Consider the following 25,503-nt stretch of genomic DNA (forward strand, 5'->3'; position numbering starts at 1 on the left):
TTTGAACATTGTGTGATAGATTACATATCATACTCCTGACTTTGTTTTATTTTATTTGTTTTGTTGAAATACCTTACATCCTAGGGTAAAGATGTAAGATATAAATGTTCAGCTTTGAACTATAGTGTGAAAGTTTTATAAAAGAAGACATCTTAATTTAAGATGCCTTCTTTTTTTAATTTATATTATTACTTTAGTAATATTTCCACCGCTATCTTCTACTGTTATAATATCTAAATCTTTATAATTTCTTGATAACCATTTTATTTCTTTCATAGCTAAACTAACTTCTTGAGAAGATAAATTTCCTATAAAATACTGTTCTCTTTCACTAGCATATTTCTTATCCGATAGCCAATTTCTAATAAATGTGAAAGCTATAGTATTAGGTATATTACTTATATTTTGTCTTTTAGCTTTAGCAGGTTTAGCAATAATTTTCATATTCTTTCCCCCATATATTTTACTTTATAGTAAATTATATTTATTATTAACTAGCTTTATACTTAATAACATATTTTAATTTATAATTATTTTTTATAAAAATAAGGTAAGTGATTATAATCACTTACCTTATTTATTTTATCCTAAGAACATTTTTAAATCATCTTCAACATTAGTTATTCCACCTATACCAAAGTTATCAACTAAAACTTTAGCAACATTTGGTGATAAAAATGCAGGTAATGTAGGTCCTAAATGTATATTCTTTACTCCTAAGTATAATAGTGATAGTAAAACTATTACAGCTTTTTGCTCATACCAAGCTATATTAAATGCTATAGGTAATTCATTTATATCTTCTAACTCAAATACCTCTTTTAATTTTAAAGCGATTAGAGCTAATGAGTATGAATCATTACATTGCCCTGCATCTAAAACTCTTGGTATTCCATTTATATCTCCTAGTGGAAGTTTATTATATTTATATTTTGCACATCCTGCAGTTAATATAACAGTATCTTTTGGTAAAGCTTTTGCAAATTCTGTATAATATTCTCTTGATTTTGCTCTTCCGTCACATCCTGCCATAACAAAGAACTTCTTAATAGCTCCTGATTTAACTGCATCAACTACTTTATCTGCAAGTGCGAAAACTTGATTATGAGCAAATCCACCTATTATTTCCCCTGTTTCAATCTCTTTAGGCGCTGCACATTTTTTAGCATGCTCTATTATTACTGAGAAATCTTTATCATCTTCTGAATTTCCTGTTATATGAGTACATCCTTCAAATCCTGCTGCTCCTGTAGTGTATACTCTATCTTTATAACTATCTTTTGGAGGAACTATGCAGTTTGTTGTCATTAATATAGGTCCATTAAAGCTTTCAAATTCTTCTTTTTGTTTCCACCATGCATTACCATAGTTTCCTGCAAAATGAGAATACTTCTTAAATGCAGGATAGTAGTGAGCTGGAAGCATTTCTGAGTGAGTATATACATCTACACCTGTTCCTTCTGTTTGTTTTAGTAATAACTCTAAGTCTTTTAAATCATGACCTGATATTAATATTCCTGGATTATTTCTAACTCCAATATTAACTTTTGTTATCTCTGGGTGTCCATAAGTTCCAGTGTTAGCACTATCAAGTAATGCCATCGCATCTACCCCTACTTTACCTGTCTCTAAAGTTAACTCAACTAATTCTTGTACAGTTAAATTATCATTTAGAGTTTTTGCTAAAGTGCTTTGCATAAATGCATTAATATCCTCATTATCATATCCTAATGCATTTGCGTGCTTCATGTATGCAGACATTCCTTTTAGTCCATATATTATTAATTCTCTTAAACTTCTTATATCTTCGTTTTTTGTTGCTAATACTCCAACTTTAGTTGATTTTTCATCCATTTCTTTTCTAGTTGTTGCATTCCATAATGCAGCCTCAGATAAATCTTCTTTATCAGCTAACTCAGTTAATAAATCAGCTTTTACTTGTAAAGTTTTATTTACTCTTTCATAAAATACTTCATTATCAAAATTTGCATTAGTTATTGTAGTAAATAAATTTATAGTTACTAAATGATTTACTTCATCTGCTACTTTTTTACCTTCATTTCTTAATCTTGTAGTAATTTCTGATAAACCTTTTGTAGTATATATTAAAAGATCTTGCATTCTAGCTAAATCTGGTGATTTTCCACAAACTCCGAATTTAGTACATCCTGTACAACCTGCTGTTTCTTGACATTGAAAACAAAACATTTTATTCTCCATAAAAATCCCTCCAATTTATTTGTCTTTCCTTATGAGATAATTATATATTTAAATAAAAAAAAATAGCGTAACCTAAGTTACACTATTTATAAATCTTCTATATGAGTATAGCTATTTCTTCCATTAGCCTTTGATGTATAAAGTGCCCTATCTGCTAAATTTATAGCTTCTTTTAAGTTTTCCTTTGAATATATAGTTGAGATTCCAATACTTAAAGTTATATAATTTTCTACCTCAGAGTAATCATGTTTGACTTCTTCTTTAGATATATTATATTTTATCCTCTTTGCAAAGCCTATAGCTTCATCTTTGAACGTATTTTTAAGTACTACACAGAATTCTTCTCCACCATATCTAAAAACCATGTCGTTACCTCTACAACTATATTTTAAAACGTTAGAGATAAGTTTTAATACTTCATCTCCACTTTGATGGCCATAATTATCATTATAAAGTTTAAAATAGTCAACATCTATCATTAAAAAAGATATAGGAAAATCTTTTTTTCGTATATTCTTTTTATATAGTTCAAAATATCGTCTATTGTATACTCCACATAAAGCGTCTTTCATAGACTCTATTCTAGATTTTTTCATATTTTTATAAATAAGTATTACAACTATAACAAGGGCTACATTTATTAATATAAATAATATTACTGTTCTTTTCATTATAGTTACTTTATTTTGTTCTAAAATTCTATTACTTAAATGAAATTTATATTGTCTATTATTTATAGTTGAAATTTCTTTATCCTCATTATAATATTCTTCTATTAGTTTCTCATATTCTTCTTGATTACCTTGCTTTTTATATATGTTTATTCGCTCTGATATCGCAAACTTAGAAATATAATTATCTCCTTCTTTTGCACCATATAATTCAAGCTTTTTAAACTCTTCTAGTGCCTTATCTGTTTCTCCTATTTTTTTATAGTAAATAGCATATGCTCGAATTTTTAGCATTTTATTTTCGGTATAATAAATTTCTGAGTTTTTGGCTTCTAAGCTTTCTATCTTATCGAAATAATATTTTACTTTTTCAAGTTTATTATTATATACTTCACTCACAATTAAATCTGAGTAATACATTATAAGTAAATCGTCTTTATGATATTGTGGTAGTTTGTCTAGATATCCCTCAGTTTTATTTAAAATAGACTGAAACTCACTCATATCACCTATATGCAAATATATCTCTGCTAAATTAAGTAATGCATACGTCTTTATCCTAGCATCTTCTGCCTCATTACCATCCTTAGTTCTTATTATTCCCACTAAAATTTCTGCACTTTTAAGGTACTCTCCCATATGTCTATATGCAATTGCAGAATTTATATCTATTTTATATTTATTACCTCTACTTACATATTTATCAGCCTTTTCATACATAAGTATTGCATTAACTGTTTCTCCTTGGAATGTATTTATTATTCCAAGATAGTTATAAACATTAAATTTATCTGATTTACTCAAAGCATTAAATATATGTTTATCATTTGCAATTTTTTCTAGGTTTTTTTCTGCTAAATCATACTTTCCTTCCTGGATTTGGAGTTTTGATTCATTTAATATACCTTTTTTACTTTCTCTAATTTCATTTATACTGTTTATATTTAGAAACAAAAAGTAGGCTCCTATAAACACTATAAATATACATATATATTTGTTTGATTTTGCCAGCTTCATGTATCACCTCTTTAAGGTTTTTAATATTAGTACTCCTTTTCTAGTTCTAAAATTTCTATAAATATATCTACTATCTTTGGATCAAACTTCTTTCCTTTATATCTTTTAATTTCTTCTATAGCATTAGATTTAAGCTCTAATCTGTTTTTATATTTACTATCCATAATACTATCATAAAAATCTACAACTCTTATTATTCTAGCCATGATAGGAATTTCCTCACCTTTTAGACCTAATGGATAGCCACTTCCATCATATTTTTCATGATGAGTTAATACTACTCTAGATATATGTGATAAATCACTAGAAGCTTGTAAAATTCTATATCCTTTTTCTGTATGTGTTTTAATAATCTTAATTTCTTCATCTGTTAACTGTTCTTTTTTTAATAGAATATCTTTATCAATTCCAACTTTACCTATATCATGAAGTTTTGTTACTAATTCTAATTCATCTAATTGAACAGGAGTAAAACCTAATTTATATCCAATTTTAAGAGCATATTTGACTAGTTTTTGTATGTGGATTTTTGATTCAATTTGCTTATCATGTAGGGATTGAAATAATGAAAATATTATTGAACTTTGTATACTTTTTTCTTTTAAGAATTTTTGTCTATATAGCTTTTCTTCAGCTTCTTTTAAGTTTTCATATAAATCCTTTTCTAATGTATCCTTTATGGATGACCCTAATGCTATACTTAACTCTATTAGATTAAATTTAGATTTTTTACATCTATTTAATATATTAGCAATAATCTCTTCACATTTATATTTACCACAATTAGGCATAAGTATTACAAATTCATCTCCACCCCATCTAAATATGTAATCTTCTTCTCTAGTTGAAAGTTTAAGTACATTAGCTATTTCTTTTAATAGCTTGTCTCCTTCTAAATGCCCAAATGTATCATTTACTACCTTTAATCCATTTACATCTCCCATTATAACACCTATTGGAAGGTATTTACTTTTATTTAATTCATTTTTTTTATCTTCAAAGCATGCTCTATTGTAAACTCCAGTTAAACTATCTGTATAACTTAACTTTATTAACTTTTCTTTTAACTCTATTTTTTCAGTTACATCACTTGCCAAACCTACTATTCCCCATACATCTCCATTATCATTAATAACTGGTACTTTAATGGTTTCTTCAACCCTTAAGTTTCCACTTTTATCCTTAAATTCTCTTTCACAAATTTTTATTTTTTTATTTTTTAATATATATTCATCTTCTTCTACAAACTTTTTTGCTAATTCATAAGGAACTGCTCCACTTTCAAAATCGCTCTTTCCTATCATAGAATCTATCCCTAAGTTCATATAAAAATCTTTCCATTTTTTATTATACCCTAGGTACCTGCAATTTTTATCTTTATAAAAAATATAATCTGGTATAGTATCTATTATAGTTCTTAGTATATGTTCATTTTTATCTAATTTTTTTTGAGTTTCACATTTACATCTGATATCCATTAACATACCCATAAATCCAATTACGTTTTTATTTTTATCTTTAAATTGAGTTATATAACACTTTGATATTTTATCATATATATCTATATCAAATTGAATCATTTCTTTATTATTTTCTATTACTTCATACATAAGGTTATTACATTTATCATTTAAATAACACTCTTTACACAATCTATCATATTTATTTTCTTTACCTATTAAACTTAAATTACATATATCATCAAATTTACTGTTTGCATATTTTATTTTATTATCTAATCCTTTTATCCAAACTGGAAATGGCATATTATCTAAAACCTGTTTCACATGCTTATCTATCATATCTCAGTTCCCTTCTAATATAGGTCTTAATACCATTTTCGCCTATATAAATACCTTTGTTTTTAGTTAAATCATACTATTTAAATTATATAAAATTTGTTTTAAATAGTATAATTTAATTTTTTAATACGTCATATTAATCTTTTTCTTAAAGTAAATTTATTTTAAAAATAAGAATATATATACAACTTTAAAAATATTATATAATATGAGCTTTATATATTGAGTTATCTAAGGGGGATGATATTTTTATGATTGAAGTTTATAGTAGAAATTTAAATGACAAAAATAAAATTTTAAGAAAATCAGGATATATTTTAGGTGTAATATATGGTCCTAATTTAAAAAATACTATACCTATTAAAATACCTAAGACATCTTTTTTAAGATATATAGAAAATAATAAAAGTCTTAATATAGACTTATTACTAGATAATGAGGTTAAGTCATGTACTATTACTGAAATCCAATCCCAACCTGCATTTGATGGGTATATGCATATAAGCTTTAAATGTATAGACTAAAAAAGAGTTTGCTAAAATAGCAAACTCTTCTTCATATTAACAATTATTATTAAAAATACATTTATATGATTTATCTCATTTTTAAAATTATTCAAAAGTATTTTTTATTTAAAACTTGTCGTTTATATATTTAGATTTTATGGATTTGAAATTTATAAATGCTCCTAAAAAAATTATAGCTGAAGCTAGTAATGATAATCCTATTACTATATAGAAAGTCCCTAAATATAATTTAGGTATAAACGATACATTTCTTAATGATATTCCAAATGTAATCATAAATGCCATAGTTATAAATCCCTTTAAATCAAAAAAAGAAAATGCACAATGTTTTTCTAGTTGAGAATTTACTATCCTATAAACATTTCGTTTGTAAATTTTTATAAATATCTTTGTAAAAAAAATATATGCTCCCAAAATTCCTATTGCAAAAAATATATATTTATTATGAGCATTCTTTAGTATATCCCCTATCCCTATTGATAAAACTCTATCTGCTGCTATTGCCCATACAATTGCTGCTAATAAAAATAAAACCCTTTTTGAAACTGCTGGTTTAAATTTTTCTACTAATGTCATAACACAAGCCTCCTTAGGTCTTAAATTAACATTTATTTTATACCCGGGAAGAAATTTGTATAATCATCTACCTTTAATTTCTAATCATGTAGTTATAAACCGCTCCTATCTTTCCTGAATCATTTAAATATTTACACGGTATAACATTCCATTTAGACGATAAATTTTCAAGTTTTCCATTTTCTTTAATTAATTCTACAGATAGTTTGTTTAATTCCAGTTTTATATCACTTATAAAAATAGACTCCTCACTTACTCCTCCCCCTATTAAAACTTTTTCTGGGTCTATTATAAATCCTAAATTATATATACATATAGCTATTCTTCTTATCCATTTTTTATAAGCATCTACAGCATCCTCATCTTTACTCTTTATTAAATTAAATATAGAAATACCATCCAGAGCTTTATAGTATATTCCTTTTTTACTAGCAACCTGCTTTATAAAAGTTATTGTAGAGCTATCTCTATTTAAAGTTTTCACCTTATATCTATCATATATGTTATCAACTATCATGTACCCAAATTCTCCTGCAAAATTGTTATTTCCACTTACTAGCTTATCATTTATATAAAGTGCTCCTCCAACTCCCGTACCTAATGTTATACAAATAAAATTAGAGTTTTCTTTAGCATTTCCAATCCATTTTTCAGCTAAGAGGGCACAGTTAGCATCATTTTCTACTTCTACATCTATTTTTAATTCTCGTTTTAAAAGTTCTTTTATATTTACCTTATCTAAAGCCCTAATAGACCCTCCATCTTGTATATATCCACTTTCAGGGTTAATACATCCTGGTATACTAAGTCCTATGCCATCTAGTTCTTTAAATTCATTAACTATTGAATCAATAATTTTCACAAGCTTTCCTAAGTCATATTTAGGGGTTTTTATATATTTACTTCCTTTTATTAATTCTTCTCCATATTCATTATATGTACCATATTTTATAGATGTACCACCTATGTCAATTCCTAAGTATATACTCAATATAACCCCCCCTAAGCTTTTTTATATTATTAATTTTATCATATTAAAAATACATACTTTCTATAAAAATATATTACCTTAATTTATAATTTAGTAACAAACTTTATTTTTTATAAAAATTATTTTTGTTTTGTTGTATACTGATTGTATGATTTAAATTTGTCGAAAGGAGGTTTGGAATTTGATGAAAAATTTTAAAATGAAAAATCAGATTTTAATTTCAACCTATATAGTTGTTTTAGCTTTCTTACTTTTAAATATACATTCTGTATTAAAAATTTTAGGGCAATCTCTGTCAGTATTTAAACCATTTATAATTGGTATAGCAATTGCATTTTTAATAAATATACCTATGAAATGTTTTGAGAAAAGACTAATTACTCCCCTTTTAAAAAAATCTAGATTGAAAAATTCTAAAATATTTGCACGAATTTTATCTTTACTACTTACACTTATTATATTATTTGTACTAATCAGTTCTTTTGTAAACTTTGTAATTCCCCAGTTAGTTAAAAGTACTTCTAGTCTAGTAAGTGGTGTGCCTCAATATATAGATACGTTACAATCTTATGCTACAAACTATTTTTCACATATAAAATTATCAGATAGTATGCATACAAATATTTTATCCGGAATGGAGAAATTATCTAATTTTGTAGTTAAGTTTGCAAATTACTTTATTTCAAACATACTTGGTATTACATTTAGTATTACTTCTGCTATTACTAACTTTTTAATAGGTTTCATAATAGCTATCTATATTCTTTTAAGTAAAGAAAAACTTCTAATTCAATGTAAAAAAGTTACTTATGCATTTCTAAGTGAAAAAAATGCTAATAGAGCTATTGATGTATCTCACCTAGTATGTCATAAGTTCTCTAGATTTATAGCAGGTCAATGTACAGATGGAGTAATACTTGGAACTCTATGCTTTATCGGAATGAGTATATTCAAAATGCCTTATGCTCTTCTTGTAAGTACTTTAATAGCTATAGCTGATTTAATACCTATATTTGGTACATTTATAGGTACAGCCATTGCAGCTTTCATTATCTTTATGGTTAAACCTATAACTGCCTTATATTTTATAATAATGATAGTTGTAATCCAACAAATAGAAGGTAATTTAGTTTATCCATTTGTTGTTGGAAACTCTATTGGATTATCTTCATTTTGGATTTTAGTTCCTATCTTTGTAGGTTCATCTACATTTGGTGTTTTAGGAATTATAATAGGTGTTCCTTTATTTAGTGTTATTTATACCTTAGCTTCTGGATACATAAATAAAAGGCTTGAAGATAAAAATATACATTTTTAATAAATAAAAAGTCAGAGCTATTATATTAGCTCTGACTTTTCTTTTTTTACACTAGATATTAATTTTTCCTTATATTTAATAACAATCTCTAGTATCATATTTAATTCATCTACTTTTAGTATATACATTAGGCCTAAGTAAACAAAACCTCCTGCTAAAATCGATACTGATAAATCAATAATTTTTATATCTATTAAATTAGACATATTGTTAAAAACAAACTTAACCGTAAAACTCATGATAATAACAGAAATTAATGACTTTATCAAAGTAGAAAAAATCTTATCCTGACCAAAATATCCAGCTTTTTTATGTAAACTGATAAAAAGTGTAATTATACACACTATAGATGATATACTTGTTGCTAATGTTAATCCTGCATATCCAAAAACCTTTGAAAAATAAATATCCATAATTATGTTTAAAATAACAGCGATAATCCCATTTATCATAGGTGTTTTAGTGTCTTTTAGAGAGTAGAAAATTTTTCCCAATATATCTCTAAGGGAGTAAGCTATCATACCAACTGAATACCCTGACAACGCCAATGCTGTCATATAAGTGGCATTACTATCAAATCTTCCCTTCTCAAATAAAATACTAACTATAGGACTTGATAAAATTATAGCCCCTGCAGATACTGGTAGTATAAATATTATTACTAAATTTATACTTTTAGTTATTATACTTACAAATCCATCCTTATTTTTATCAACTAATAGCTCCGAAATTTTAGGATATATTACTGATGTCAATGATACTGTAAATATCCCCATTATGAAACTATTTAACTTTCCAGCATAACTAATTGCAGATACGCAGCCTACTCCAAAATTAGTTGCCATACTATTATCTACTGCTGAGTTAACTTGATTTACTGCAACTCCAATTAAAATAGGTATTAGTAAAATCATCATTTTTCTTAAATACTTATCTTTTATATCTATTTTAAATTTGTATCTATATCCCTTTTTATAGGCATAAATAATCTGTATTAAAAACTTAGATATTAATCCTATAGATATTCCTATAACCATTACGTAAGGACTTGTTTTTACACTTATAAAAATTGAAATTATAGATATAATATTAAATGGTAAGCTCACTATAGTTGGTATTACAAATTCTTCATTTATGTTTAAAAATGCAGTTATAACTCCAGATATACCTGTAAAAAATCCACCAATCATTAGTATTTGAGTAAACTTAACAGCAGTATTAAATTGACTTCCCTTAAGTCCCATAGCAAATACTTTTACTAAAATATCTGGGAAAATCATACCAAATAAAGTTATAAACAAACTTACAACTATAGTAATATTAAATACATTGTTTAAAAATTTATTTGCTCTTTCTTCTCCATCTATACTTCTTATTTCATAGTGCATAGGTATAAATGTAGTTATTATACAAGTCCCAACTAAAGCAAATATTATATCTGGAATACTTGATACAGCTAAATATATTCCTCCGTAACCATTAATCCCATATAATGCAGTTAAAGCTTGATCTCTACCAAATCCAATTACCTTGCAAAATACTCCTAATATCATTATTAACGCAGTATTTTTAGCTATCTTACTCATCTGATTTCTCCTTATAAAGATTTTATAAGCTTAAGATATCAATGATCATTTTTATATTCAATATAACTTGCATGTTTGGTAGATTTTACTTCATAGTTGGTAGTGGAATTAATATTTTCACAATAAATTTTTTATCATCATATTTTATATCAACTTCTCCATCATAACTATAAATAGTCCTTTTTACATTCTCTAATCCAATTCCATGGGTTAATTTATCTTCTTTATCTGTTATTAAATTGCCACCTTTAATGTCAATTGTATTACACTTACTGTTTTCTATCTTCATTACAAAGAAATTTTCATTTATATAAGAACCTTTTAAACTTATATATTTATCCTCCTGTAGTTTATCACAAGCTTCTATAGCATTATCTATTAAGTTTGAAAATATCGTACATACGTCATTAACTTTAATAAAACCACACTTTTTAAATTCTATATATGCATTAAACTTAATTTCTTTATCTAAACAAATTCCTTTCTTTTCATTAAGAACTATATCTAAGATCAAATTTCCCGTGTTAAAACAACTTTCACAATTTTCTATCTCAGTATTTATCTCTGTTATATACTCATTAAGACCTTCACCTGTGTTAGATAAGTTTTGCATGCACGCCATATGATTTTTCATATCATGGTACATTTGTCTTACTCTATCTTGATTTTCTTTTACTTTCATATAATATTTGTATTCCATGTCCATTTTTTCTTTCATAAGTTTATTCTCTATATAAATACGATTATCTCTTGTTATCTTTCTAAAAAGAAATATCATTAATATATTAGAAAATATCATTAATATTCCCATAAAAAAAACTGAAAAATCATTTATAAAATCATTTCCTAATACTTTATTAGTTTTATTAACTAAAACTATCGATAAACTCAGTATGTTTACACATATTGGAAAAAATATTGCTATAAAATGTTTTTTATTTATGTATTTATATGATTTGAAGTACTTATAAAGCACTGAAGTTGCTATAAATATAAGAACTGAAAAGGTCATTATTTCTAAGCTTGAAAAATAATTATACGAGCTAACTTCAATATCACTTAAGTTACTTATTTTTAAAATTATAGCTAATCCTATTGTTTTCAATGTAACTATCAATATCCAAAATGCTGATGTAATAATAACTGATCTAAATAAAGTTTCTTTATAATTTGTTTTATAAAATAAAAATCCTGTAATTATATAGATTAGTGGTTTTAGAGAAGTTGTAGATATCACACTAGCTATTACACATAATAAAAATGTAATAAATCTTATTTTCCTTGATGTTTTTTGATTACTTATATAATCTAATAAGATTTTAAAACATATCCATGCTATAGTTGTTAAACTTAAACTTGTTATTAAAGCTACGAAAGTCTTATTTATTATCATAATTTATCTCCTAAAAGACTAGTAAATTGAATTTTTAAATCTTTCATTTTATGCCTGCTAACTTGCACCTCATATTTTCCTAAAAAAACACTATCTTGACCTATTTTATTTATATGTTCTAAATTTATTATAAAGCTATTGTGACATCTAAAGAATGTTGATCCTTCTAAATGTTTCTCTATTTTATTTATTCCCATATTAGATTTATAACTTCTTTGATTTGTATGTATTAATGTATTTCTATTATCTGTTTCAATATATACAATAGATCCTAACTCTATTTTATTTACTTCACCCTTATAAGTAACAACAACACTAGGCCTTTTTTTGTTTTCTATTTCTCTTATACAAAGATTTAACTGAGAATCAAAGTTATCAAATCCAATAGGTTTTATAATGTACCTATATGCTCTTACTTCATATCCTTCTTGAACATAATCCCAAATTCCAGTTATAAAAATAATTTCAACATTATTATCAAATGTTCTTATTGTTCTTGCTGTATCCATTCCATTGATTTCTTCCATCTGTATATCAAGAAATAATATATCTAGTTTTTGTGGATAATTAGCTATTAATTCTTCTCCACTTTTAAATTCAAAAATCTCATAATTTTTATTTAAAAGCGATCTATTTATATAATTTTTAACTAATTCTCTTTGTGATTGCTCATCTTCGCATATAGCTATTTTAAGCATATTAATTCTCCTCATCAATTTTAAGTTTTAACATAATTTTATCATAATAATAAAATAACCCATATACTATGAATTTAGCATACAGGCTTGTATAAATAAATATACATTCTTACTAGTATCTAAATATAAATACTAAATTTACTTCTTACTTAAAGTAGTTTTAATACTTTATAAAGTTAAAAAGCCTACTTTAAGTAAGCTTTTTAGTTTAAAACTTTACTGTAAAAGTAGGCTTATATATATATTAATTACAATTTTTTTCTTTATATACCTTAGTCATATAGAAATAGAATGGTACTGCTACTAACAATCCACCTAATCCCCAAACAATTTTCATAGGATCACTCATTCCAGCTTCTATTAATAACCATACACTTACTGCTACTGCAAATATTGGAACAAAAGCTCCTCCTGGTATTCTAAATCTAACTTCTTTTCCTGCATATTTCTTTCTAAATACTAAAACTGCTATACAAGTAGGTATATACTGTATAAATCTTGATATAACACTTATTTGTAATAATACCTTGAAAGATCCAGACCATGCTATTAAAAGAGTTCCTACAACAGTTATTATTATAGCTATATATGGAACACCTTTTTTGTTATTTTTAGCTATGCATTTTGGAACTAATCCTTGCTCTGCTAATGCAACTCCTGATCTAGGAGTAAGGAAAGATGCTGCTATGTTTATACCTCCAACAGATATAACTGTACCTATTGTAATTATATAAACTCCTGCATTACCAATCATTGATTTTGCTGCATCTGCAACTGGAGTTGCTGCTCCGCTTAAGTTTGGTCCTAATATACCTATACTTATAGCTAATACGAATACATAAACTATAGATACTATTGCCATTACTGCTATAAGTGCTTTAGGAACGTTTTCTTTTGGATTTTGCATATCTTTTGCTGCAACTGCTAAAGACTCAAATCCAGTAAATGCATAAAATAATGATATAGCTGCTGCAACAAATGCTGTAGTTGTTGCTTCACCTTTTGGTACTATTACAAAAGGTGTAAAATTATGACCTTTTATAAAGAATATACCAACTGCTATAAAAAATATTAATGGAACAAGTTTACCAACAGTTATTATATCATTTAAAACTTTTGAGGCTTCAACCCCCATTATATTTACAATTCCAAGTCCTATTAAAACTACTCCTATTATAACGTTTTTTGTAAATGGATCTGCTGCTTGTGGCCAAACTGTCGAAATAGTTATAGCAAAAAAGTTTGCCATCGCTGCCCAAGCTATCATACCTATAGCCCATTTCATAAATCCAACTTCAAAACCTATAAAATCACCAAATGCTTCTTTTGCATAAAGATATGGACCTCCATTTTCATCAAACCAACTACCTGCTTCAGCAAAGCAAAGAGCTATTGATACTGCAAGTACCATACAGAATACTAAAACTACTATACTAGCAGGTCCTATCATTTTGTATGCCTCACCTGGCAATCCAAATATTCCAGAACCTATAATTGAGTTAATACCTAAAAAGAACAATACTCCAAAGTCCTAATTTCTTGCTATCTCCCATAGTTTTCCTCCATAGATTTATTTATATATTTTATTTTACTTAGTTGTTTCATCAACTAATGCTTGGAATAACTTTTGCATCATTGGGTTATCTTTTGTCATCATTTCTGGGTGCCATTGAACTCCTATTACAAATTCATCGCCTTCTTTTTCTATAGCTTCTATAACTCCATCTTTAGATACAGCAGAAACTATATATCCATCAGCTATTTCATTTGCAGCTAAGTGATGGAAACTATTAACATGAATTTCTTTTTCACCTAGTATCTCATATAATTTTGTTCCTTCTTTTACAATTGCTGTATGTGTAGCTACATTAGATAAATGTTGTTGATTATGCTTTACATAACATCCTTCAATTAAAGATAAATCTTGGTATAAGCTACCTCCACCAAATACATTTATAACTTGCTCTCCTCTACATATTCCTAGTATTGGTTTTTTCATTTCTAAAGCAAATTTTAAAAGTTTAAAATCATAAGTATCTCTTTTAGGTAAGATTCCTCCAAGTTTTTGATGAGGTTCTTCTCCCCAATTTAAAGGATTTATATCATGTCCTCCTGATAATATAAGAGCATCTATATTTTCAACTTGCTCTTTTATAATCTCATCATCGTAAACCATTGGAACTATGTAAGGTACTGCATTACATCTTGCTACAGATTGTACATAGTCATTATTTACATATGCTCTTTCATACCCTGGAAACATTCCTCCTTCATCAATTATTAAACTTCCTGAAATTCCTATTACTGCCTTTTTAGTTTTCATGAATTAATGCACTCCCATCATCAAATAAATAAAATTTAAAGATTTTCTATAATTTAATTATTTCAATAATAATTTAAAGCAATTTCTATGCCAATTTTAGATTTATTGATAGTTTTTTATTTTTATAAACTATAAAAATTTATAGTATTTAGTTTTTCTAGTACTTTAAGTGAAGTCTATTATTTATCTAATAAAAAAATAATGAGGTAGATAAATACTTATTTATCTACCTCATTATTTAAATAGGTTAAATAGGAAATGTTTTCATCCTATTTTTTTACCTGTTTAAAGCAGTAAGAATCTCTAATCCTTTATTGCTAAGTTCGCTTCCTTTTCTTCCTGAATTTGATAATACAATATCTTCCTCCTTTAGTATCTCTAAAATGTGTCTAACTTCTCCTTCTGTAATTAAAATCCCTTTTTCACTAAGTTCTTTATATATACTACTTCTTCCTGAAGACTTTTGATTTTTATTGTGTCTATCTATACATTTCATAACTTCAATAGTTTTTTCAATACAGGTTTTATTTTTTAAATAATCTATTTCTTTTTTATAATCTTTTTTTATATTTATAAGATTATATGGTAAATCATCTATAGAAACCTCTTCACCTGATGACATAGTATTTATATACATAGCTGTATTTCTAAGCTCTCGTATATTCCCAGGCCAATTGTATGAATTTATAATAGATTTAACTTTTTCACTTATGCTTATATCTCTTTCTATAAAATATTTTAACATCATATTTATATCATCTTTTCTTTCTCTTAGAGGCGGTATATTTATAGGTAATACATTTATTCGATAATATAAGTCTGATCTAAATTTTTCTTCTTTTATCATCTTAGGTAAATCTCTATTCGTAGCTGCTATTACTCTAACATCTATATCAATTATGCTTTGACCACCTACCCTCATAACCTGATTTTCTTGAAGTACTCTAAGTAGTTTTATTTGAAGATACATAGGCATATCCCCAATTTCATCTAGAAAAACCGTTCCATTATGAGCTTGTTCGAATAAACCTTTTTTCCCACCTTTTAATGCCCCTGTAAAAGCTCCCTCTTCATATCCAAAAAGCTCACTTTCAAGTAAGTTTTCAGGCATAGCTGCACAATTTATAGCTATAAATGGTTGGTTACGTCTATCGGATTCATTATGAATAGATTGTGCAAATAACTCCTTACCTGTTCCACTTTCTCCTGTTATTAGAACTGTGTAATCTGATTTCGCAATTTTTTTTGCTAAATTTTTAGTATTCTCCATGTTAACTGAGTTAGTTTTTATATCATCAAAAGTGTATCTAGCTATTTGCCCCTTATCTCTTAACATCTTACTTAAATTTTGTTCTAGTTTCTTTATATATGTGATTTCTTGAATACAAAAATAAAATCCAATTTCTTTTCCAAAACTATTTATAGTGTGCTTATTTACAGTTATATATTTATTTTTAAATTTTACATCCTCATCTTTTGGATTTTTTAACTTAAGCACGCCTAATATATCTTTATCCTCTAAATTATTTAGCTTTTTTCCTACTATATCAAATTTTATGTCTAATATATTTTTTACACTTTCATTACAAACTTTTATTTCTCCATCATTTGAAATTAGTATCATACCATTTTTAGATAAGTTTATAATCGATTTTAATTCGTCATTTTCAACAGTTAGATTTTTGTATGTATGATTAATTCCAGAGTGTAAGCTTATTACTTCCTCTGAATATTTTATTAGCCTTTCAGTTATTTCTTTATTATCTATATTTAATTTAGTTAATATCTGCAAAAATGTAGAAATATCAATAAATCTATGACCTATATCTATTATTTCATCTATATATTCAGGTACTAAATGAACCTCACCGGGAGTTACACATACCTTTATATGTTTATACTCATTATTTTTATCGTAAGGAATTAAATTTAAATGATTTATACCTATATGATATAAAGTTGACATGGTTTCTAATATAGTCTGTTCATTATCATTTACAACTAAAACATCCATTCCTTTTGGTAGAGAAAATAATTTATAAATATCTTTTTGCTTAACACTTCTATTTAAAATTATTATTTTTTTGCTATCGTCTACATATTCTTTAATTTTTATAGACCTTTCTCTAAGCATTACTAGTACTATATCATCAGTTATAACTTGTCCTTTTTGAAGATTATTAAAAAAGTAATTATTAATTTTTATATTATCTTTAAATATCATACGTATATTTTCATTCAAAAATATTTCTAGTTTAGATAAGCCATCAGTGACTACACCTATAGTTTTCATATATTTGTCTCCTTTTAATCTAAGACTTAGCAAACGTTTGTGCCTTTGCTAAATTAAAGTCATATCTATATATTATTTTTCTGCATTTATATTATACACAATTTATATATATATTTGAAAATAAAAAAAGGATGATAAATCATCCCCTTTAATCAAGTTTATTATTACTTGTTTACTATTTCATTTAATACATCATATGAAAAATCTATTATTTCTGAACAGCTAACCTTATTCATTTTTAAATCTTTGCATATTTCACTATTATATTTTTCTCTAACTCTATTCATTAATTCTCTAGAATAAGCTCTAGCATCATTAGCTTGTGAACTTTCTTCTCTACCTTTTAAATAACCTAGAACTAATACTGCTCCATTTACTGCTCCACATAAACTCCCAACAGTAACTCCAGTTCCCATACCACTTCCTAATGAAACTGGTATATCAGTATTGTGTTCTTCATTGTACGACTTTATTATAGCCTCTGCACAAGTGTATCCTTCTTTATGATATTCTGATGGTCTAGTCATTTATTTGCCCTCCAATTTATGTTAGTCTTTCAATATAAATTTTATCATTTATTTATGTTTATTTTACTATTTAATTTTAATTTTATCTGTGACAATGTTACATTTTTTTATAATCCCTAAAGAGTTTGTAAATTGATTTAGTCTATTACATAAACCTAACCATGTTTTATCACTCATATCTAAATTTTTATTTCTAACATTAAAAGTTATTATATTTTCTATTATTTCATTTATAGATTTACCTAATCTTTTTTCAAAAATAGGTAAATCTGAATCTATAGGAGATGCTATACCTTTCATTTTAGGCAAGTCTATATATTTAATTTTTCCTGAAGTATTTATATCTTCTCCTATCCATTTACTAACCCCAGGTATATTGGTTGTAATAACAGTACACCCACTAGCTAGCGCTTCTATAACAACTAATGGTAATCCTTCAAAAAATGAAGGAAGTATAAAAATATGAGAATCTCTAAAAATTTGTGCTAAATCTTTTTGATTTACCTTTCCTAAAAATTTAATATTAAACTTGCTCATTCTTGAAAGTTCTAGGATTTCCTCATATTCTTTTTTGTCACTTCCATCCCCTACTATGTTTACATTTATGAAATTAGCAGGATAATTAATTTCATCTAATGATTTTATTAAAGATTCTACACCTTTTTGTTTACATACCTTACCTGTAAATGTAATATTTATAATATTATTTTTTATTTGATTATTAAAAAATATATTTTCATCATATCCACTACCTAAAGAAAATACTTTATTTTCTTTTATATCAAATGTCTCTATTATTTCTTTTCTTTGTTCATCATGAAGAGCAAATATCATATCCAGATTTTTTATATTATGTTTTATAAATTTATGTTCTAAATTATGACTTTTTATTTGCTTAAGACACGTTCCATGTGATATACCAACAACAGGAATATCGCTAATAATTTCTCTCACAAAAGCCGTTATAAGATATAGGTGATGACATATGACTAAATCCGGTTTTATTTCATCTAGTGCTTTATCTATTCTAATTTTAAATGCATTCTTTAATTTCTTTACCATAAATTCATCCATATCTTTATACATAGTACTTTTATATGGCATAATATCACTCATTCCTAAAGTATCAAAAGGAATTTCTTTTGTGTTATAAATTACAGGATAAAACTTTATATTATCGTCAAAGCAATTTATAGAATCTTCTTTATCAATACCTGCAATTACTCCTTGACTATATCCTAACTTATCAAACCCTTTAATCATTCCACTCATATAAATACCACTACCAGTGCTATTTGGTTTTTGAGTTATTATATGTAGTATATTCATATTTTCCCCCTTAAATGAATTAAAAACTTATGTCTAAATAAATACAAGAAGAATCATCACTTATTTTAAACCTTGGGAATTTTACTGTTGAATAATCATTTCTTTCTATTTCCCTAAGTTTTTCATAAATTATACCAACTCCACTTTTTTCTACCTCATTTAGCAAATCCAATTCGTCTATTTCATTGTATCTATCACTTATACAAGAAAATCCATCACTAATTAACATCAATTTTATATCTTCTTCTATTTCTATAAAACCATTTAGTGCGTTATTAATAGCACATTTATCAAAATCTAAAATCCAGTAACCTTCTTTAGTATTTTTTTTCAATCTATTACATATTATAGTACTCATTACTTTAGTTTTTATATCTTCATATGAAAGTTTATCTAAATTAGGTAAGGCTTCCATTTGATCATATACTAACTTATCCAAGTAACATAAAGATCTATCTTTTATAATTTTTATATTATCTTTAATCTTAAAGTGTAAGGCACAGTCCCCTAGTAAAAAATATTCTAGTTTGTCATCATAAAATTTTACAGCTGAAATAGAACTTGAAGGTGTGTCAATTTTCTCTATTTTATTCTTATCAACAACTTTATAATATTCATTTTTAATTTTCTCTATTCCATCTATCATAATTTCCTTTAGAGTACTTTTTTTAGATATATTTTGATGTAAGTAATTATTCCACCAATTTACATACCAATTAGCATCACTTTTCTTTGATACCAAGTTTTTATTATTAAGTCCAGTAGCTCCATCTAATACCCATGCTCCAAATGGATTTACACCTATTATATCTTCATTATACTTAGCGCTTCCTTTATAGCATAAAGTATCACAAACTTTCATTTCCATATGATATCCTCCATCTATGGCAAATTTATATTACCATATAATTTCTAAAAAACTTGTCGAAAAATATATAAAAAAGTATTATTTACTATTTATTTAATAATACTTCAAATTTCATCTTTAATTAAGTTTATTCTATATAAATTGATAACTTACCTTCATATTATATATATTAATTTATAGTAATAAAAAAGACTACCTCAATATAAAAATTGAGATAGTCAAAAGTTTGTAATTATTTAAAGTATTTAACTCCAGATTCAAAGATTTTTTGATCTTTTTCTCCTATAATATTTTTAACAACTTGGTTTCCAATTCTTTCTGAATGACCCATTTTACCAAGAATTCTTCCATCAATACTTGTTATACCTTCAACTGCAAAAGTAGATCCATTTGGATTGAAATCTATATCATAAGTTGCATTTCCTTCTAAATCTACATATTGAGTAGCTATTTGACCATTGTCTACTAATTGTTTTAAAGTTTTTTCATCTGCTACAAATCTCCCTTCACCATGAGAGATTGCTATACTGTGAATGTCTCCAACTTCTGTGCCATACAGCCAAGGTGATTTATTAGATGAAATTCTTGTTTTAACCATTTTCGCTTGATGTCTTCCTATTTTATTATAAGTAAGTGTAGGGCAATTTTCATCTATATCCATTATTTTACCATAAGGAACTAATCCTAATTTTATAAGTGCCTGGAATCCATTACATATCCCTAGCATTAATCCATCTTTTTTAGTTAAAAATTCATTAACCGCTTCAGCTATTTTAGGATTCCTAAATACTGTAGCTATAAATTTTCCTGAGCCGTCAGGCTCATCTCCTGCACTAAATCCCCCAGGTAACATTATTATTTGTGAAGATTTTATTTCTTCTACCATAGAATCTATAGAACTTTCTATATCTTTATCGGTTAAGTTTTTAAATACCTTTATAGAAGTTTTTGCTCCAGCTTTCTCAAATACTCTAGCTGAATCATATTCACAATTTGTTCCTGGGAAAGTTGGTATAAATACCTTTGGCGAAGCCAAACTTATTCCTGATTTATAGCCTTTAGTATCTGTTATAAAGCTTATAGTTTCTATTTTTTCTTTAATCGACTCAACTCTTGTTGGAAATATTGGTTCTAAAACTTCACAGTATTTATTGTATATAAAATCTATATCTATTTCTTCATTTTCTATAAATATAGATTTTTCTTTTACTGTATTTCCTAATATCTTATAGTTGTATCCTCTTAATGACTCTAATACTTCTTTATTATCATCTTTTAATTCCAGGATTATATTTCCATAAGATGCCCCAAATAATATACTTTCATCTATTTCAATAGATTCATTAAACCTAAATCCTATTTTATTTCCAAAACTCATTTTGCATATTGCTTCGCATACTCCACCATATCCTATTGAGTAAGCTGAGCTTACTTTTTCACTTTTTATAAGATCAGTTACTTTAGATAAGTTTTTCTTTAATTCCTCGAAATCAATTACTTTATTTTCAAATACCTTTGTTGATAACATTATTACTGTAGAATTAGAATTTTTAAATTCTGGGGATAAGACCTGTTTTGCATCCACAGTATCAACAGCAAAAGAAACTAATGTTGGTGGTACATCTATATCTTTAAAAGTCCCTGACATACTATCTTTTCCACCTATTGCTGGTATTCCTAATTTATTTTGTGCATAATATGCCCCAAGTAATGCAGAAAATGGTTTACCCCATTTTACTTCACTTATCCCCAATTTCTCAAAATACTCCTGAAGAGTAAGTCTTATTGAACTAAAATTACCCCCAATAGTCACAACTTTACACACAGATTCAACTACTGCATATAAAGCTCCATGGAATGGACTATATTTTCCTATCTTTGGATTGTATCCATATGTCATTATAGTAGATGTGTCTGTCTCTCCATTAAGAACAGGAATTTTTGCCACCATTCCTTGGGTTGGGGTAGCTTGATATTTACCTCCAAATGGTAATAAAACTGTATTTCCTCCGATTGTATTATCAAACTTTTCAACCAGTCCTTTTTGTGAGCAAACATTTAAATCTGTCATAGTTTCTACAAACCTATCTTTTAAACTCATTACGTTATCTACTGCTACTTCAAGATGTTTTTCTCTAAATCTGTTATTTATTTCTATATTATCTATAGCTTTAACTCTAACTTTAGTAGTTTGTTTAACTCCATTAGTTTCTATAAAGTCTCTAGACATATCTACTATAGTTTTCCCATTCCAAAACATTCTAACTCTTTTACTGTCAGTTACATCAGCAACATGAGTAGCCTCTAAATTTTCTTCTCTAGCCATACTTATAAACTTTTCTATGTTTTCTTTTTTTATAACTACCGCCATACGTTCTTGAGATTCTGATATAGCTAACTCTGTTCCATCTAATCCTTCATATTTTTTAGGAATAACATCTAGGTTTATGTCTATACTTTCTGCTATTTCACCAATAGCTACACAAACCCCACCAGCTCCAAAATCATTACATCTTTTTATCATTTGAGCTACTTCTTTATTTCTAAAAAATCTTTGTATCTTTCTTTCATTTGGTGCATCACCTTTTTGTACTTCAGCGCTACAAGTAAATAAAGATTCTTCACTATGCTCTTTTGAAGAACCCGTTGCTCCCCCACATCCATCTCTACCAGTCTTTCCTCCAAGTAATATAACTACATCTCCACTTTCTGGAGTTTCTCTTATTACATTTTCTTTTGGTGCTGCTGCTATCACTGCACCTATCTCCATCCTTTTAGCCACAAAATCTTCATCATATAATTCTGTAACTTGACCTGTAGAAAGCCCTATCTGGTTTCCATATGAACTATATCCATTAGCAGCTTGAGTAGTTATTTTCTTTTGCATTAACTTTCCTTCTAATGTATCTTCTAAGGAAGTTCTAGGGTCAGCACTTCCTGTAACTCTCATTGCTTGATACACATAACTTCTACCTGATAATGGATCTCTTATAGCTCCTCCTAAACAAGTTGCAGCTCCTCCAAATGGCTCTATTTCTGTTGGATGGTTATGTGTTTCATTTTTAAACATTACTAAATATTCTTCTTTTTTCCCATCTATTTCAACATCAACATTTATACTACAAGCATTTATTTCTTCACTTACATCTAAGTCTTCTAGTTTTCCTATCTTTCTTAGTTCTTTCATAGCTATTGTTGCTATATCCATTAAGCAAACATCTCTATTTGTTTCACCATAAACATTTTTTCTTGATTGTAAATAAAGATCGTAAGCCTCTTTTACTACATTTGTATATTTACTTTCTTCTATAACTATATCCTCTATCTTTGTCATGAAAGTAGTATGTCTACAATGATCTGACCAGTAAGTATCTAAAACTTTTATTTCTGTTATTGTAGGATTTCTATTTTCTATTTGTTTAAAATATTTCTGTACATGAAGTAAATCGTCAAAAGTCATTGCAAGTCCTAAATCCTTCATTAAATCTTTTAATTGATTTTCTTCTAGATTTATAAATTCTTCTAATATATCTACTGATGTTGGTATTTCAGTATCAACTTCTAAGGTCTCAGGTTTTTCTAATATTGCCTCTCTACTATCTACAGGATTTATACAATAAGATTTTATTTGCTTAAATTGTTCATCGGTTATATTTCCTGTAAGAATTACAACTTTTGCTGTATTTATAATAGGTCTTATTCCTTCATTAATAATTTGTATGCATTGAGATGCCCAGTCACCTCTTTGGTCATATTGTCCAGGTAAATATTCTATAGCAAATACTCTATCTTCTTTGCTTAATTCTACATACTCTTTATATACATCATCTGTATTAGGCTCTGAAAATACAGTATTTATTGCTTTTTCATATACTTCATCTTCTATTTTTTCTATGTCATATCTATTTAAAATTCTTAAATTTTCTATTGTATCTATATTTAAACTTTCTTCTAAATCAGACTTTAGATGCTTAGCTTCTAAGTCAAATCCTTGCTTTTTCTCAACTAGTATCCTTCTTACAGAAGATGCTAAATTAGTGATAGACATCATAGTATTTACCCCCATTAAATGAATTGGTTTAGTCTCTCATTATATAAGTAATAGTTTCTTATAAAATTCCTATATCCGTTCTGTAATGCATTCCTTCAAAATTTAATTTTTCAATATTTGAGTAAACTTTTTTACTTGCTTCCTCAAGGGACTTTCCTTTTGTGGCTATGCCAATAACCCTGCCTCCATTTGTAACTAATTGGTCATCTAATATTTTTGTTCCACTATGAAAAACAACTATATCCTCATCTAAATCTTCAAGTCCTTTTATTACTTTTTCTTTCTCATAGTTTTCAGGATATCCACCTGAAGTTAGCATTACACATACTGCATGTTTTTCATCATATTTTATTTTAACTTCATCTAGTTTATTATCTAAAATAGATTCGATTATCTCAATTAAATCTGTTTCTAATCTTAAAAGTACTGATTGTGTTTCGGGATCTCCAAATCTAACATTATACTCAAGAACCTTAGGTCCATATTCTGTTATCATAAGACCGATAAATAATATTCCCTTATAATTTAGGTTTTCTTCTTTAAACCCTTTTAATGTTTTATCTAAAACTTCTTCTTTTACTATCGTTGATAGCTCATCATCATATATATTACTTGGAGAGAAGGTTCCCATTCCTCCAGTATTTGGCCCCTCTTCATTGTTATATACTTTCTTATGGTCTTTTGCACTTTCCATTGGAACAATTGTATTATTATCAACGAAAGCAAGTATAGAAGTTTCTACTCCTTTTAAAAATTCTTCAACTACTATTTTTTCTCCAGCGCTTCCAAATTTTTTATCACTCATCATATCTTCTAAAGAACTTACCGCTTCTTCATGATTTTGTGCTATTATTACACCTTTTCCAGCTGCTAATCCATCAGCCTTTATAACTACTGGATATCCAAATAAATCAATATCCTTTATAGCTTTATCAATTTGTGTATATTCTTTATATTTTGCAGTTGGAATATTATGTTTTATCATAAATTCTTTTGAAAAAGCTTTGCTACCTTCAAGTTTTGAACATTCCTTATTAGGTCCAAATATCTTTAAATTTTCTTTTTCAAATTCATCAACTATACCTTCTACTAATGGAACTTCAGGACCTACTATAGTTAAATCAATTTCATTTTCTTTAGCAAAGCCTAGAAGTTTATTTATATCATCATCTTTTATATCTATACATTTAGCAATTTTACTAATTCCAGCATTCCCAGGTGCACAATAAATTTTTTCAACTTTATGTTCTTGACTTAACTTATAACATATAGCGTGTTCTCTTCCTCCTGAACCTACAACTAAAATTCTCATA

General features: G+C 26.8%; 19 protein-coding genes. 2 read left to right on the forward strand and 17 right to left on the reverse strand.

The genetic code is table 11. The annotated features are described in order from the left end of the window. Positions 1-180 precede the first annotated feature (180 nt). The 4 genes from ATCC9714_RS14940 to ATCC9714_RS14955 all read right to left on the reverse strand — a co-directional run bounded on the left by ATCC9714_RS14940 (position 181) and on the right by ATCC9714_RS14955 (position 5,710). Positions 181-444, reverse strand: a complete 264-nt coding sequence (locus ATCC9714_RS14940) for a hypothetical protein (RefSeq protein WP_021121788.1) — start codon at positions 442-444, stop codon at positions 181-183. A gap of 138 nt (positions 445-582) precedes the next feature. Further along, positions 583-2,220, reverse strand: a complete 1,638-nt coding sequence (gene hcp, locus ATCC9714_RS14945; RefSeq protein WP_057545761.1) for a hydroxylamine reductase — start codon at positions 2,218-2,220, stop codon at positions 583-585. Between the two features lie 86 nt (positions 2,221-2,306). Next, entirely contained in the window at positions 2,307-3,845 is a 1,539-nt protein-coding gene (locus ATCC9714_RS14950) for a GGDEF domain-containing protein (protein ID WP_196333221.1), read from the reverse strand. Between the two features lie 89 nt (positions 3,846-3,934). Beyond that, positions 3,935-5,710 carry an HD domain-containing phosphohydrolase gene (locus tag ATCC9714_RS14955; protein WP_057545763.1) on the reverse strand — a complete coding sequence of 592 codons (1,776 nt, stop codon included), beginning with the start codon at positions 5,708-5,710 and terminating at the stop codon, positions 3,935-3,937. A gap of 251 nt (positions 5,711-5,961) precedes the next feature. Between ATCC9714_RS14955 and ATCC9714_RS14960 the strand changes: the two genes are divergently transcribed. Then, a complete protein-coding gene (locus ATCC9714_RS14960) occupies positions 5,962-6,234 on the forward strand; it encodes a hypothetical protein (RefSeq protein WP_057545764.1) in 273 nt (90 codons plus the stop codon). Between the two features lie 108 nt (positions 6,235-6,342). On the opposite strand, the gene ATCC9714_RS14965 is transcribed toward ATCC9714_RS14960, so the two are convergent. Continuing rightward, entirely contained in the window at positions 6,343-6,813 is a 471-nt protein-coding gene (locus ATCC9714_RS14965) for a hypothetical protein (RefSeq protein ID WP_057545765.1), read from the reverse strand. Positions 6,814-6,886: 73 nt separating this feature from the next. Next, positions 6,887-7,804, reverse strand: a complete 918-nt coding sequence (locus tag ATCC9714_RS14970; RefSeq protein WP_054630690.1) for an ROK family protein — start codon at positions 7,802-7,804, stop codon at positions 6,887-6,889. A gap of 184 nt (positions 7,805-7,988) precedes the next feature. On the opposite strand from ATCC9714_RS14970, the gene ATCC9714_RS14975 reads away from it, so the two are divergent. After that, complete coding sequence (locus ATCC9714_RS14975) at positions 7,989-9,122, forward strand: AI-2E family transporter (protein WP_054630691.1); 1,134 nt, start codon at positions 7,989-7,991, stop codon at positions 9,120-9,122. A gap of 20 nt (positions 9,123-9,142) precedes the next feature. On the opposite strand, the gene murJ is transcribed toward ATCC9714_RS14975, so the two are convergent. From murJ to purD, 11 genes are all read right to left on the reverse strand, one after another. Continuing rightward, on the reverse strand, positions 9,143-10,708 hold the full coding sequence (gene murJ, locus ATCC9714_RS14980; protein ID WP_057545766.1) for a murein biosynthesis integral membrane protein MurJ: 1,566 nt from the start codon (positions 10,706-10,708) through the stop codon (positions 9,143-9,145). A gap of 85 nt (positions 10,709-10,793) precedes the next feature. Further along, positions 10,794-12,101, reverse strand: coding sequence for a sensor histidine kinase (locus tag ATCC9714_RS14985; protein WP_057545767.1), 1,308 nt, complete (start codon positions 12,099-12,101; stop codon positions 10,794-10,796). Continuing rightward, on the reverse strand, positions 12,098-12,799 hold the full coding sequence (locus ATCC9714_RS14990; RefSeq protein ID WP_057545768.1) for a LytR/AlgR family response regulator transcription factor: 702 nt from the start codon (positions 12,797-12,799) through the stop codon (positions 12,098-12,100). The genes ATCC9714_RS14985 and ATCC9714_RS14990 overlap by 4 nt, the downstream gene beginning before the upstream one ends. Positions 12,800-13,043: 244 nt before the next feature. Then, positions 13,044-14,318, reverse strand: a complete 1,275-nt coding sequence (locus tag ATCC9714_RS14995) for an APC family permease (protein ID WP_208872221.1) — start codon at positions 14,316-14,318, stop codon at positions 13,044-13,046. A 69-nt stretch (positions 14,319-14,387) separates the two neighbouring features. Further along, positions 14,388-15,122: a gamma-glutamyl-gamma-aminobutyrate hydrolase family protein gene (locus ATCC9714_RS15000; protein WP_021121754.1), complete on the reverse strand. Its 735-nt coding sequence runs from the start codon at positions 15,120-15,122 to the stop codon at positions 14,388-14,390. A 277-nt stretch (positions 15,123-15,399) separates the two neighbouring features. Then, the gene (locus ATCC9714_RS15005; protein WP_057574393.1) at positions 15,400-17,415 is read right to left on the reverse strand and encodes a sigma-54 interaction domain-containing protein; all 2,016 of its coding nucleotides are present in this window, start codon (positions 17,413-17,415) and stop codon (positions 15,400-15,402) included. A 164-nt stretch (positions 17,416-17,579) separates the two neighbouring features. Beyond that, positions 17,580-17,942 (reverse strand): C-GCAxxG-C-C family (seleno)protein, encoded by a 363-nt coding sequence (locus ATCC9714_RS15010; protein ID WP_021121800.1) that lies wholly within the window; start codon positions 17,940-17,942, stop codon positions 17,580-17,582. A 66-nt stretch (positions 17,943-18,008) separates the two neighbouring features. Continuing rightward, positions 18,009-19,271, reverse strand: coding sequence for a glycosyltransferase family 4 protein (locus tag ATCC9714_RS15015; protein ID WP_057545770.1), 1,263 nt, complete (start codon positions 19,269-19,271; stop codon positions 18,009-18,011). Positions 19,272-19,290: 19 nt separating this feature from the next. Further along, positions 19,291-20,139 carry a hypothetical protein gene (locus tag ATCC9714_RS15020; RefSeq protein WP_057545771.1) on the reverse strand — a complete coding sequence of 283 codons (849 nt, stop codon included), beginning with the start codon at positions 20,137-20,139 and terminating at the stop codon, positions 19,291-19,293. A gap of 232 nt (positions 20,140-20,371) precedes the next feature. After that, positions 20,372-24,190 (reverse strand): phosphoribosylformylglycinamidine synthase, encoded by a 3,819-nt coding sequence (locus ATCC9714_RS15025; protein WP_057574396.1) that lies wholly within the window; start codon positions 24,188-24,190, stop codon positions 20,372-20,374. Positions 24,191-24,248: 58 nt separating this feature from the next. Further along, positions 24,249-25,502: a phosphoribosylamine--glycine ligase gene (gene purD / locus ATCC9714_RS15030; RefSeq protein ID WP_057545773.1), complete on the reverse strand. Its 1,254-nt coding sequence runs from the start codon at positions 25,500-25,502 to the stop codon at positions 24,249-24,251. Position 25,503 lies beyond the last annotated feature (1 nt).

Source organism: Paraclostridium sordellii (assembly GCF_000953675.1).
Taxonomy (GTDB): Bacteria; Bacillota; Clostridia; order Peptostreptococcales; family Peptostreptococcaceae; genus Paraclostridium; species Paraclostridium sordellii.